Source organism: Pseudoalteromonas sp. MEBiC 03485 (assembly GCF_004195145.1).
GTDB classification, from domain to species: Bacteria; Pseudomonadota; Gammaproteobacteria; order Enterobacterales; family Alteromonadaceae; genus Pseudoalteromonas; species Pseudoalteromonas apostichopi.
On sequence record NZ_SGBT01000002.1, the window covers coordinates 843,627 to 857,262 of the forward strand.

The 13,636-nt window shown below is 42.4% G+C and carries 6 protein-coding genes and 1 pseudogene; 1 reads left to right on the forward strand and 6 read right to left on the reverse strand.

The window, feature by feature from the left end; all coding sequences use genetic code 11:
• Nucleotides 1–392: 392 nt before the first annotated feature.
• The 5 genes and pseudogenes from EVU92_RS20450 to EVU92_RS20470 form a co-directional block, all read right to left on the reverse strand.
• A pseudogene (locus EVU92_RS20450) lies at nt 393–1,388 on the reverse strand (AMP-binding protein); the annotation flags it as partial.
• The gene (locus EVU92_RS20455; protein ID WP_130052985.1) at nt 1,385–2,026 is read right to left on the reverse strand and encodes a thermostable hemolysin; all 642 of its coding nucleotides are present in this window, start codon (nt 2,024–2,026) and stop codon (nt 1,385–1,387) included. The pseudogene EVU92_RS20450 and the gene EVU92_RS20455, both read right to left, overlap by 4 nt.
• 186 nt (nt 2,027–2,212) lie before the next feature.
• Complete coding sequence (locus tag EVU92_RS20460) at nt 2,213–4,372, reverse strand: S46 family peptidase (protein ID WP_130052986.1); 2,160 nt, start codon at nt 4,370–4,372, stop codon at nt 2,213–2,215.
• A gap of 121 nt (nt 4,373–4,493) precedes the next feature.
• A complete protein-coding gene (gene folE2, locus EVU92_RS20465) occupies nt 4,494–5,378 on the reverse strand; it encodes a GTP cyclohydrolase FolE2 (protein WP_130052987.1) in 885 nt (294 codons plus the stop codon).
• Nucleotides 5,379–5,389: 11 nt separating this feature from the next.
• Nucleotides 5,390–6,721 carry a dihydroorotase gene (locus EVU92_RS20470; RefSeq protein WP_130052988.1) on the reverse strand — a complete coding sequence of 444 codons (1,332 nt, stop codon included), beginning with the start codon at nt 6,719–6,721 and terminating at the stop codon, nt 5,390–5,392.
• Nucleotides 6,722–7,140: 419 nt separating this feature from the next.
• Here EVU92_RS20470 and EVU92_RS20475 point away from each other — a divergent pair, with 419 nt between their 5' ends.
• Complete coding sequence (locus tag EVU92_RS20475) at nt 7,141–9,306, forward strand: M3 family metallopeptidase (RefSeq protein WP_130052989.1); 2,166 nt, start codon at nt 7,141–7,143, stop codon at nt 9,304–9,306.
• Between the two features lie 300 nt (nt 9,307–9,606).
• Here the strand turns inward: EVU92_RS20475 and EVU92_RS20480 are convergent, their stop codons facing one another.
• Nucleotides 9,607–13,617, reverse strand: a complete 4,011-nt coding sequence (locus tag EVU92_RS20480; protein WP_130052990.1) for a rhombosortase-dependent M36 family metallopeptidase — start codon at nt 13,615–13,617, stop codon at nt 9,607–9,609.
• Nucleotides 13,618–13,636: the final 19 nt, after the last annotated feature.

Genomic DNA, 13,636 nt, shown 5'->3' on the forward strand with positions numbered 1-13,636 from the left:
GTTAATAAACCTTGGGTGTGGCTCATTGGCTCTGCCAGACGATGCCATTTTTTTATCTGTGCGTATTCGGGTAACTGCGCGTTTTGTTTAGCAATGTGTGCTGCAAGCTCATTGTCACTCATCGCTTGGTTTGCAAAGATAAGCGCAGCTAAAAACGCTTGGCCTTCGCCAATAACGACAGCTTGCTGTACCTGACTGTGACTGAGCAATAATGACTCCGGCCACTCTGCACTGATATTGCGACCAAAGCTCGTGATCAGCTGATTTTTCAAGCGGCCTTGGATAACCAAGCGGCCTTCTTGCTCAGTAACTAAGTCTCCAGTGGCGTACCAATCTTCGCTATTTTGTGCGGCTTGACCTAAATAACCTAAAAACAATGAACCTTTGATATAAAGCTGGCCATTTTCAATTTTATATTGAATATGTTTAAGTACTCGGCCTGCAGTTTCGATGTCATCATCATTACTAGTGTTTAAACTCACCACCGATGAAGACTCAGACAAACCATAACCTTGATACACAGGTAAGCCACATTCACGGGCTTGCTTAATAAGCTGCTGGCTTACAACCGCGCCACCTACAGCAATAAACTTTAAGCTTTTAGGCGCTTGCCAGCCTTGCTTTGCAAAAGCCACCAAACAGGTAAGAAGTTCTGGCACTAAAATAAGAGTATTTGGCTCAGTACGTTCAATTGCAGCAATCAATTTGTGAGGTTCAAGTAACTGCGCACCAGAAAAACCAAGTTCAGCTAAAGGGACCAAATTAACCGTACCACCTGCTAATAGCGGCGCATAAACACCTGCTAAGTTCTCAAGCAAAACCGGTAACGGCAATAAACACAAATGGTTTGGTTTTTCTAAACCAATGCTTTGATAGAGTGATGTAGCTACCTGCATTTGACTTTCAAGAGATAAACACACGCCTTTTGGTGTACCCGTTGAGCCCGATGTAAAGGTAATCTTTTGCGTGTTAGCAAAATAAGGCACAGGCTGTGTATTACTCAGTTGATAAACATATAAAGGGTAATGCTTACACACGTCAACTAACGCCACTAACTTAGCATGCTCACCTTCGTATGCGCGGTCACATACAAATAGCCCTGCCCCACTGTTTTGCAAACCAAATGCAATTTGCTGAGCAGTAAAAAACGTTGGTAGCGGAATCGCGACTCTTTTAAGATCGCTAATCGCGGCTTCCAATACACACCATGCTGGCGTGTTATCTAATTGATAAGCGATGCCTTGGGCATCAAATTCAGCTAAGGTTGGCAGTAAACGAGTTACTTGCTCAGTAAACTCTTGTTTAGTTAGTGAGCGTACACCATCACTTTGATGGCAAACCATCAATGTGTCGCTATCCTTATGCGGTAATTGTGTTAACCAGCTCATAACGCCTCCAAAAATACAGCAAGCTCAAGTGATGACTGCAAACACTGCTGTTTGATATTGAATAAAACTGGGGTGTTTAATACACGTTGATGTGCTTCGTTTAGGTCAACCACACAAATGGTTGGTTGATTGTCGTAATAGCTACCCCAGCTGGCTGGATCTTGAAGTGCTTGTGCATTGGCAACACCGATTTCTTTGCAATTCACACCAAGCATTTTTAATAACGCTCTCACTTTACGGGTTGCGCAAAACACTAAATATTTTGCTCCTGCCTGATAAAGTGCTTCGTTCATTAAAACAAAATGTGCCAAGGTGGCTTTTCGATGCGTTGAGCATAAATTACCTAGCTCAAAAATGTGCTCACGCTTGGCACTGACAAAGTGCTCAATAGACGCAGGGAGGTATTGTTCAATAAACAAAGGCTGTGATGCAGAGCGAAGACCTAAAGTACATACTTCATCATCAACATTAAGCTCGCAAAGTAGCGGCATGAATTGCGAAATTTTCGCGTCATACGCAGCAGCAAAGCCTTGCTTGATATTGCTCTCAAGGCGGTCACGGAATTGACCTCCTTCACGAGTGCAAACAAAGGCTGGCTCTTGAACTTGAGTTTGTTGTAATTGTTGAACTGAAAGCATAATTGTTCGCTCCACTTAGGTTATGTGTAAAATTTATCGAGCGAAACTTAAATAAAACTTAAGAAAAATTAATTTTTATAAATATTTTTCAAACTAATGAAATTTAATGATTTTATTTTTATTAAAAACAAAAATGCCAGTCTGTTAGACTGGCATTTTAATGCTTAAATTAACGTTAAACTTAGATTACTTAACGATAGTCATCTCTTTCAGTAGATTTTGCGCATTATCAACTTTATCCATCACCCATAACATGTATCGTGAATCAACGTGAATTGAGCGATTTAAGTTTTCATCGTAATCCCAATCACCAATAATGCTTTCGTAAACACCATCAAATAATAAACCAACCAGTTCAGCATTACCGTTTAACGTTGGTGAGCCTGAGTTACCACCTGTGGTATCTACATTTGATAAAAAGTTAACCGGAACAGTATTCATACCGCCGGTGTAATCACCATAAAGCTTTTGCTTAATTAACTCATTTTGCTTTTCTGGTGAGTTGAATGGTTCAACACCGGTGTTTTTAGCAAGCAGTCCCTCTAAAGTTGTAAAGGGGGTTGCCACTAAGCCATCTTGCGGTGAATAGCCGCCTACCGTGCCGTAAGTTACACGTAGGGTGCTGTTCGCATCAGCATAAACAGGTTTATTAAGTGCCTTGTTATAAGCGATAATTGCTTCCATTAATGCAGGGCGAGCGGCTTGCTGTTTACCGGCCAGCTCTTTTTTCGCATCTTCTATATCTTTAGTGGCAGTAAAAATAGCCTGAGCGTACTGAATGAAAGGATCGCTACTTTGTTTTAACTGTGCAAGGTCAAGGCCTGCCATCCATAAGCGTTTACTCTCATCAGCAAGAACAGATTTAGCATACATTTCATCAAGTAAAGCTTGTTGTTTTTGCTTGTCAAAACCGTTTGTTAAACCAAGCGCTTTATCAACTTCTGCAACACGTTGGTCCTTTGGTAATGCCGCATACTGCTCAATAAAGTACAGCAATATTGCTTTATCAACAGCTTCATCATAACGACGGCTCATGCTTTTTAAACGTGACTCGATACGTGGCATATCACGCTCTTGATAACCGCTTTCGCGCTCAGCATCTGGCTTTTGTTTTTCGTACGCTAAACGATATAAACGTCGAGCAGTTGAAATCATTTGTGAGCGGTGTACGTAACCTAACATACGGTCGCGCTGGTTATGCTTTTGCGACTGTGCAACTAGCGCTGATAAATCAGCAAGTACATGTCCGTATTTAGCTTTGCGCTTACTATCTTGATTGATCCACGCTGTGAGATCTTTTTCGAATTGTTGCTTACGGCTATACATTGAACCTTTGTTAAAGCTCTCAATCATTGAGCCATAGTTTTTAATGTAATTGTTGTAACCCGCAATCGTGCTTTCGTAAGCGATACGTGCCTCTGAACCCTCTGGGGCATTTTCTTCAATTAACGAAACATATTTAGAATTATATTTACGCGCTAATGGGTAGGCTGTATTAAACACGTAGTCAACTTCAGGCGATATACGGTAACGGTTTGTGCTACCCGGATAACCGGTAACCATCACAAAATCGCCTTCTTGTACGCCTTTAGCACTTACTTTTAAAAACGCATCACTTTGGTACGGCACGTTGTCTTCCGAATATTCAGCAGGCTTGCCATCTTTGCCAACATACGCGCGATAGAACGAGAAATCACCCGTATGGCGCGGCCACATCCAGTTATCGATATCACCGCCGTATTTACCCACACCCATAGCGGGCGCATAGGCTAAACGTACATCTTTAATTTCTAGTGATTTGATGAGGTAATACTCAAGACCACCATGGAAAGTGTACACATTACAGCGATAGCTTGGATCTTGCTCACATTCACTAACAAGTGCTTTTTCATTTGCTTCAATAGCATCAAAACGTGCTTTACCTGTTAGCTGGTCAGTACCTTGGTTAACTTTATCAGTGACTTCGGTTACTTGTTCTGTCACATAAACACGAGACCCCGGCGCAGCAGGTACTTCTTCACCTGTTGACTTAGCTAAAAAGCCATTTTCTAAAATATTATTGTCGGTAGTTGAGTTATATTGAATCGAACCATAAGCACAGTGATGATTAGTTACCACTAAACCTTTTGGAGAAACAAACGAAGCTGTACAGCCACCAAGGCTAATTACCGCGTTCATCGGAAACTCAGTCAGTTTTGAAATTGATTGTACATCAATGCTCAAACCTTTCGCTTTTAATATAGATTCAAGTTCCGGTAGCTGGTGAGGTTGCCACATGCCTTCGTCGGCAACAGCAACATTTGCTACAGCAAGACCTACTGCAGCAGCAATAAATTTAAAACGCATAGTCATCCTTTTTGTTATGTTTATCATTTTTAGCGCTCATATAATTATCATGGTGCTAGTGAATAGCAATAATTTGCGACCGCTAATGTCAAAATTTGTAAACCACTCAGGTTTCATGAGCCTAATATTTAGACTCATGAACCACTGCATTATGGCCATGTAAGCTTTCTTGATGCTCAACTTTAAACTGATAATCAGTAATTACATCCATTGTTTCGAAGCACTGCTTTAATCGCCTTGCTGCATCTTCGCAAAACAGTAAATTTTTTGCGTTAAGAGCAGCAAATGCTTGTTCATCTTCACGCTTCACGGCGGTTTGTACTGGGGTGCCTATAGCTTGCTCACATACTGTGATAAAGCCGCCAATATCAGGTAGCTTTTCACTACTAAAAGTGACATCGACATACGCATAAGAGCGCTGGCTATGAGGGGTTGCAATTGAGCCCTGTTCACTTGCAAGCCAGTTAAGGAATGATGCTTTATCAATCGCTGCATCGTTAAATTGTTTATCAACCGCCTCGCTCAAAAGCTGCCTCGACAATGCCGCTGAGCACGGGCAAGTGCTGCTGTAGGTAATATCTACTTTTAAGTTAATAATCAGCGATTGCTGCTTAGTAATCGTTAAAATAACAGGGTAAGCATTATAACCAGCGTTGTCGCTAAGTAATGCTGGTTTTAGCTCGGGTAAATCAAAATGCAGCACCAGTTTTGCGCCTTTACTTAAGCCTTTTTGTGATGCTAAAACGGCCTCCATAAACTCGTTAACACGCTGAGTCGTTAAGCTTTGTTTAGCCAATAGCTGATTAAGTAGTAAATAAAGACGCGACATATGAATGCCTTTAGCATCGCTATCAAGGCTAACGAACACATCGGCTTTGGCATTAAGGTGCACATCAACATGAGTTTGTGCAAGCTTCAAAGGCAATGCTATTTTTTCCATACCGACCCATTTTAAAGGCGACTGAAAATCTACATTAGAGTGCGAGGTAATATCGGGTAATTGCATATCAACTTCTTTTAACGATTAAATGTTAAGGCCATAGCAGCCTGTTTGTGCGGGTATACGTACTGCCCATCAAAGACACACTCCCCATTTACAAAGGTATGTGTAATTCGGTTTGAAAAAGTAGTGCCATTGAATGGCGTCCATTGGCATAAGTAATGAGTGTTTGTGTGCTCAACGTGCTTTTCTGCATTTGGGTCAACCAGTACTAAATCAGCAAAATAACCCTCTCGTATAAAGCCACGGCCTTCAATAGCAAATCGCTTTGCCACGTTATGCGCTGTTTTTTCAACGATTTGCTCAAGGCTCAATGTACCGCGTTTTACCTGTTCAAGTAACATTAATAAGGCATGCTCGACGAGCGGAAGCCCTGCTGGTGCAGCGTTGTATTGTTGCTGTTTTTCTTGCCAAGTATGAGGTGCATGGTCGGTGGCAATAATATCAATGCGACCATCACGCACTGCTGCGAGCAGCGCTATGCGGTCTTGCTCTGATTTTATGGCGGGATTACATTTAATTTGATTGCCATAGTGTGCGTAATCGTCTTGGTTAAACCATAAATGATGCACGCATGCTTCTGCGGTTATGTGCTTTTGCTCTATCGAGGCATTACTAAATAGTTCGAGCTCTTTTGCCGTTGTTAAGTGTAAAACATGTAGCTGTGAACCATAACGTTTTGCCAGTGATACCGCATACGATGATGATGCATAACAGGCTAACTCATCACGAATTAATGGATGATGTTCGATACGTAGTTCGCCAAAACGTTTTGCTAATCGGCGCTGATTTTGCTGAATAACCTCGCCTTGCTCGCAATGGGTTGCAATAAGTACTGGGCTTTCACGAAAAATGGCTTCTAGTGCATGCGGATGCTCAACGAGTAAATCGCCTGTTGATGCCCCCATAAATACTTTCACGCCGCAAACTTTTTTTGTATCAAGGGCTTTAATTTCTTCAAGATTGTCAGGGGTTGCACCAAAGTAAAACGCATAATTCGCAGCGCTAGTCTGAGCTGCTATCGCGTATTTATCTGCAAGAGCTTTTGCCGTGGTGGTCGACGGTGAAACATTGGGCAATTCCATAAAACTTGTAATGCCACCCGCAACTGCGGCGGCGGACTCTCTGGCAATAGTGCCTTTATGCGTCAGGCCTGGCTCTCTGAAGTGAACTTGATCGTCAATCATGCCAGGTAATAGCAACAGGCCGCTTGCATCAATCACCTGATCATTGGCCTTTGCAGTGATATCAGAATCGATTAGAACAATTCGTTTATCGACTATTTTTATATCGTTTGTTTTCCGCTGTCCTTCATTAACTACGCTCGCATGTTTGATTATGATAGCCATACTGCTCCTTGCTTATTCAGCAACATTTGCAACTTATCGTAAAAAAATGCACTCCATGGCAAGATTGATTGCAGATTTATATGTTACAATATAACATACCATAAAGTTTTTATTTGGTAACTGTTATGAGTCAAAAAGATCATTTTATCGGGCTATTTAAGCTGCTAAGTAATAAGCCGCTTTCCGATCTTAGAGAATTTTAACAGCTTATCGCAGCCAATAATCACCTTATCGCAACGTATGAGGTCAATTGTAATAAGACACAGTATGCTGGGCTCATTGATCACATGCTGATACCTACCCCATATGAGTGCATTTTTGTAATTCGTTTTAACCGCTTTTCAAATCAAGAGCTTATAAAGCGTATGTGCAAGGGTATATCGACACAATTTAATTTTAAAAATGACAAGAGAAATACTATGAAACACCTAATCGCAACCGCGATCAGTTCAGCGCTGTTACTCACAGCCTGTTCAGAACCACAAACGACAACATCAACGCCTAAATCAGAACAATCAGCACCAGCTGCTGCCGCAGAGCAAGCTAACCCACTGTTTGTAAAAAGCGTATTACAATACGAAACGCCTGATTTCAGTGCGATTAAAGATGAGCACTTTATGCCTGCTTTTAATAAAGGTATGGCTGAGCAAATGGCTGAAGTACAAGCTATCATCAATAACCCAGCAAAGCCTGATTTCGCTAACACCATTGTTGCTCTTGAGAAAAGTGGTGAGCTACTGACTCGCACACGCAGTATTTTTTATAACCTAGCAGGTACTGACTCAAACCCGGCTCGTCGTGAATTACAAAAAGAATTAGCGCCAAAACTAGCTGCTCATAGCGACAATATTTTCTTAAATAAAGCACTCTTTGAAAAAGTAGCCGCTATTCACAGCGAAGCTGACAACCTTGCCTTAACTGCTGAAGAAAAACGTTTATTAGACGTTTACTACAAACGTTTTGTGCGTGCAGGTGCAAAATTAAGTGCAGAGCAAAAACAACAAATTCGTGATATCAATACGAAGCACTCAAGCTTAACAACTCAGTTCTCACAAAACTTATTAGCACTGACTAAAACAAATGTTGTTTTAGTGGATGACAAAGCAGAGCTTGAAGGCTTACCAGCAGGTCAAATTGAACAACTCGCCAATGCCGCAGCAGAAGCAGGCCACCCAGGTCAATACCTAATTAAAATCACAAACACCACGCGTCAGCCAATTTTGGCAACACTGAAAAACCGTGATTTACGTGAAAAAGTATGGCGTGCATCGGCTGAGCGCGCATTATCGGGCGAAAATAGTAACCGTGAGATCGTGGCACAGCTTGCTCAGTTACGTGCTCAAAAAGCGAAGCTATTAGGTTACGACAGCTGGGCTGATTTTGGTTTAGAGTCACAAATGGCGAAAAAACCACAAGCTGTATTTGATATGTTTGCGAGCATGATCCCTGCATTAATGCAAAACGTAAACGCTGAGGCCGCTGCAATTCAAGCTAAGATTGATGAATCAGGCGAGCAATTCAAATTACAGCCATGGGATTGGTTATTCTACGCAGAGCAAGTTCGTAAAGATAAATACAACCTTGACGAAAATGCAGTGAAAGAATACTTCGAGTTCAACCGCGTTCTAGAAGACGGCGTATTCTTCACCATGAACCGTTTATACGGCATCACCTTTAAACCACGTAACGATATTCCGGTATATCACCCAGATGTAAAAGCCTATGAGTTATTTGATGAAAATGGTAAGAGCTTAGCCATTTTCTTTGCTGACTACTTCGCTCGTGAAGGCAAGCGTGGCGGTGCATGGATGAGCTCATTCGTTAAACAATCTGGCCTTAAAGAACAAAAGCCTGTTGTTGTAAACGTTATGAACATTCAAAAAGGCGCGAATGGCGAACCTACGCTTATCAGCTATGATGAAGCAACAACGATTTTCCACGAGCTAGGTCATGGCTTACACGGCATGTTCTCAAACGTGAAGTACCCTACTCTATCTGGCACCTCAGTATCACGCGACTTCGTTGAGTTCCCATCAACATTTGAAGAAGATTGGGCAATGTACCCTGAAGTTATCGCTAACTATGCAAAACACCATAAAACCGGCGAGCCAATTCCTGATGAGCTACTGAAAAAAGTAATTCAATCGCGTAGCTTTAACCAAGGTTTTGATACCCTAGAGTACGTTGCAGCTGCACTACTTGATATGGAATGGCATTCACTTTCTGCTGATGCTCCATTACAAGACATTGAAAAGTTTGAGCAACAAGCGCTTGCTAAACATGGTGTTGATGTACCATTTGTACCACCACGTTATAAGTCAGCCTTCTTCTCGCACTCAATGGGCGGCGGTTACTCAGCGGGTTACTACGCTTACATGTGGAGTGAAATCTTAGCGGCAGACGCCTTTGCTTATGTTCAAGAACAAGGTGGTTTAACTCGCGAAATGGGTGAAAAATACCGTAAAGAAATTTTAGAAGTCGGTAACTCCCGTGACCTGATGGAATCGTTCAAAGCGTTCCGTGGTCAAGAGCCGGACACTTCAGCGTTATTAAAACGCCGCGGCCTAAAAGCAACGGTTCAATAGCTTACCTTGAGCTTTAAGCTCTAAGCTGTAAGTCAGAAATGTGGGGTTATCGAGTATTGATAACCCCGCAACGATAGCAAAAGGAGCGGTCAGCCTTCAGCTATCAGCGGTCAGACGCGCGAAACAAGTTTCACGCCTACTTGTAGCAGCGGGTTTATCCCGCGTCATGAGGTGCTAGGTACTAGGCTCTAGGACGCGATGTAAAATCGCTGCTACCTCACATTTCGAAACTCGCTAACTTAAAAACAAAAAAGCCCTTACAGCATGCTGTAAGGGCTTTGTTATCACTATTTAACGTTATTATTTACGTTTACGGCGACGGCCGATAAGCGCTAATGGTGCAAGTAGTAGTGTTAAGAAACCAAAGCTACCATTGCTAGATTTAGTCACTTTCTTCTCTTCTACTGGCTCAGCTTCGTTAGTTACAGCAACAGTGAATTGCTCTGATACAGAGTCTGTACCATCATTAACTGTTACTTCAAATACCAACTCGTCATCGCTTGAGATAGCGCCTGGCGTGAAGCCTAAAGTAGCTGTATCAGCACCAGTTAATGTTGCAGTTGTACCGCTGAGTTGCGTCCACGTGTAGCTTAGTGCGTCATCATTACGGTCTGTAGCTGTTGCAGTTAATGTGCCTGAAGCAGACTCAGAAACTGACTCATCACCCGATACAGAAAGTAATGGTAATGCGTTATCACATGCTAATGCATCACCAGCAATCACGTTTGAGAAGATTGGTGAAGTCACGTTGCTTACCGTAACGTTATCAATCCACCAGCCGAACTCACGTACTGCGCTGTCTGATGACATACGGAAACGTAATTTTGCACGGTTACCGTTTAGTTCAGTACCGAAACGAATTGTTTCGTAGTTACCATAAACACCGTTACCATCAACATTGTTACCTGTGAAGGTATCGCGATCTTGTAGTGCTTGCGCGTCGTTTTCGATTAGTGGGCCATCGTAACCTACATCAAAAGTACCGCCCATCTCAGTAACATCTACCCAGTTACCGCCGTTTACGCTGATTTCTACAACACCACCATCCCATTCGTTTTCGATTAGGTAGAAGTGCCAGAATGAAACTTCAAAGTCACCAGCAAAACCGATATCAAACTCTCTTGATTCAACCGCAACATCAGACTGGAAGTCATTGTTGTTTAGGTACATTGTTTGCTCGCCAAGACCGAAGCCAAAGCTGTTGAAGAAGTTAACATTACCGCCGGTTGCCATGCTTTGCGTGCCAACAGCTAAGTCATCACCTGTCATTACGTTTTCTTTCCAATCACGTAATGATGCACCTGCTACTTCCATATCGTCTGCCGTTTGTGAGCTAACTGGTGCTTTATCTTCAAAGTCCATATTCACAAGGTAAGATACTGTATCGCTTGCTGCTTCAACAATTTCGTCATCAGCAGAAAGCTCAGGGAATGACACTTCGATTTTAAGTGTATCCGCAGTGTCAGCATCATTTAACGTGAAAGTAATCGGCGCGCTTGTTTGTGAAGCATATGGGTTTGTATCGTCGAATGTGATTAAACCATCATTTTCGAAAGTTACATCGTGGCCACTTACAACCGTTAACTGAGCTTGTGTGCCAGTCAGTACTTCACTACCTGTGTTCATGATGCTAACAGTTAATGTACCTGTTTCACCTTTATCTAGCACGTTATCGTTTGAACAATAACCTAACTCAGCACCGTTGTAGTTTGCATTCATTGCCACATCTTTAAATGTGAAGCTAGCAAGTTTCATTTTGTCTGATTCAACAACACCTGTTAAATCTTCACTGAAACGCTCTGGTGCTTTAGCTCCTAAGCCCATACCACGCTTAGCAAATGCACCTAAGATTAGTTTGTAATCTTCTGGGTCTACAGCATACGCTGCAGCTAAGATAGCATCACGTGCTTCTGTGTATAACGGTGCAACAGGAGTCAGCTTGTAACCAGCAACTAAGTAGTTAGCCATACGGTTTTGAGCATCTTCAAAGCCGTGCTCGTTGATAAGCGCTACATAGCTTTCCCAAAGCATAGTTGCCCAAATTTCACCTGCTGCGTGTGGTGAAGCAACACTTGTTGGTGAAATACCTACATCATCACCAGCATTTTCAGTAATGTGACGGAAAGACAATGGGTTTACTTCCATATTGGTAGAATATGGAACACGACGAATACCGTAGTAGAAGTCTTCTACGAAAGTACCGCTACCGTATGCTTTTTGGAACTTGTCGTTACCAGGGATGTTAATGTCACCTGCTTTAGCAATGAACATTAGAGAGTGGAAATCACCCCAACCTTCACCCATCGCGCGGCCCTGGAAGTTGATAAGGCCTGATGAGTTACCCACTAAGCGGTTACTGATATAGTGACCCCATTCGTGAGCAATAATACCGTTATCTAAAGTACCGTCTTTTAACGTTGCTTTATTGAACATGTTAACAGTGACAGTTTCGCCTGCAGCGATACCATCGTAAAGCGCATGACCGTCAGCATAGTTCAGACCCATGTTAGGAATGATAACTGCATCGTCTTCACCGCCCATTGGCGCTGGCTCATCCGTATCTGGGTTGTTGTTTACAACGATTGCACCAATTGCACCGGCTTCTTGTGCGTGTAGTACTTTTGCTGTGAAGTTACAAGAACCACGATCTACAAGCGCAATTTTGCCAGCGAGTTCTGCTGCATTTGTTGCAGGTTCACAACCATCGTTTACGCTACCAGAATCTACGTTATTACCGTCAACTAGACGAACAACTTCCCCTGCGATATCAGCAAATTGCATTTGACCAAAGCCAGATACTTTAGAAGATTCTAGAAGACCAATCGTTGCATCAGATGTTACAACCACACCGTAGTCAACGCCTACTTTTGCGTCTTTTGAGTTGTATAGATACATTTGCATGCGTGGGCTTGCACCGTCAGCAGGCGTAGACATGTTCGCGTTGTTTAAACCGCTATTATCTTGTGCTTGCGCTTCGATTGGATCGCCTTCAACACCACCACGACCGTAGTTAGATACTTGCGCAACATTTGATGTTTCGTCAAAACCATGATCATAGAAAAAATCGTGTAAGAAGTTGTTCATGTAGAACAAGTTAACGATCGCCGCTTTACGGTTGTCGTAGCTGTTTGCTACTTGATCAACTCGGTAAGGGTAATCGAATGTGTAATCTGATGTTGTTTCTGCAGTGAAGTCACCTTCTGTGTAACCTTGAGGTGCGATAACATCAGCATAAGCAAATACGTTGTTACCTGATGTTGTTGTAGCATCATCAGCAAGCCACGGATCCATCGTGCTTAATTTTTTGTAATAAGATAAGCTTACAAGTGGTGCATCAAGGATTTCTGTTTCATCAACTTGATCAGGGCCATCAGCTGGGATTACGTCACCGTGTGGACCTTCCCACGGGTAACCATCTTCATCAGCCCAAACACGGTAGTTAAAATCTGCCGCGTGAGCTTTTAAGTCTTTCTTGAAGTAAACTTTGTTGTTTTGCGCGCCAATAACATAACTGAAGTAATCGCTTTCTAGGCTATTTTTGTCAGCTACTTCTACTTCAACATAGTATGCAGATTGCAACTCACCCGCTACTTCGAAGAATACTTTCTTAGCACGTGGCTGACCTAATACAACTTTGTCACCATTTTGGTTAGACACATTGTATTTAACATAGTCGCCTTGCTCAGTTGACTTAGTTAGCGATACATTGATATCTGCAAGCTCTTTAATAGCACGCTTGATACTTTGCTCAGCGCCTACAAAGTCAGCTAAAGGTGCAAATGATTGTGTTGCGTTTGAGCTTGTATTAGCGAAGTAACCAGAACCTGCAACTAGGTTGTACTCTTTGTCCATGATCAGGTTGTATTCACGGTTGAATACTTCAATGTCATGTACTTTTTGCTTGTATTTAGCAGTGATTGAACCAAGCTTTTGTTCAGATAAATCTGTTAATACAGCGCTTGATACACCTTTTTTAGCTGTGCTAACGCCAGTTAAGGCATTTAAATAAAAATCTGCGGCATAGGCATTGCGTTGCTCAGGAAGCACCATAGCCATATCTGGCTTAGCTTGACCTACTGCATTCCATAGGAACGTGGCTTTACCTAATTGCGCATCGAAAATAGATTTATGACCCGATACTGTGCGACGCTCAGCTAATGCACGTTGCTGAGATACTTGAGGATTAAATTGTACTTGCGAGCTAACACTTGAGGCATTATAGAAGCGAGTTTGTTCACTTGCCTGTAATTGAGATGATGCCAGGATAGCCGTTACCATGGTAGCAACAGCTGTTACTTTAAATTGAGACATTCCTTACGTTCCCTATTGT

Excerpts from the sequence above, each read along its gene's own strand:
- EVU92_RS20480 (WP_130052990.1), bottom strand. The coding sequence starts at position 13,617 with ATGTCTCAATTTAAAGTAACAGCTGTTGCTACCATGGTAACGGCTATC.
- EVU92_RS20460 (WP_130052986.1), bottom strand. The coding sequence starts at position 4,372 with ATGCGTTTTAAATTTATTGCTGCTGCAGTAGGTCTTGCTGTAGCAAAT.
- EVU92_RS20455 (WP_130052985.1), bottom strand. The coding sequence starts at position 2,026 with ATGCTTTCAGTTCAACAATTACAACAAACTCAAGTTCAAGAGCCAGCC.
- EVU92_RS20475 (WP_130052989.1), top strand. The coding sequence starts at position 7,141 with ATGAAACACCTAATCGCAACCGCGATCAGTTCAGCGCTGTTACTCACA.
- folE2 (WP_130052987.1), bottom strand. The coding sequence starts at position 5,378 with ATGCAATTACCCGATATTACCTCGCACTCTAATGTAGATTTTCAGTCG.
- EVU92_RS20470 (WP_130052988.1), bottom strand. The coding sequence starts at position 6,721 with ATGGCTATCATAATCAAACATGCGAGCGTAGTTAATGAAGGACAGCGG.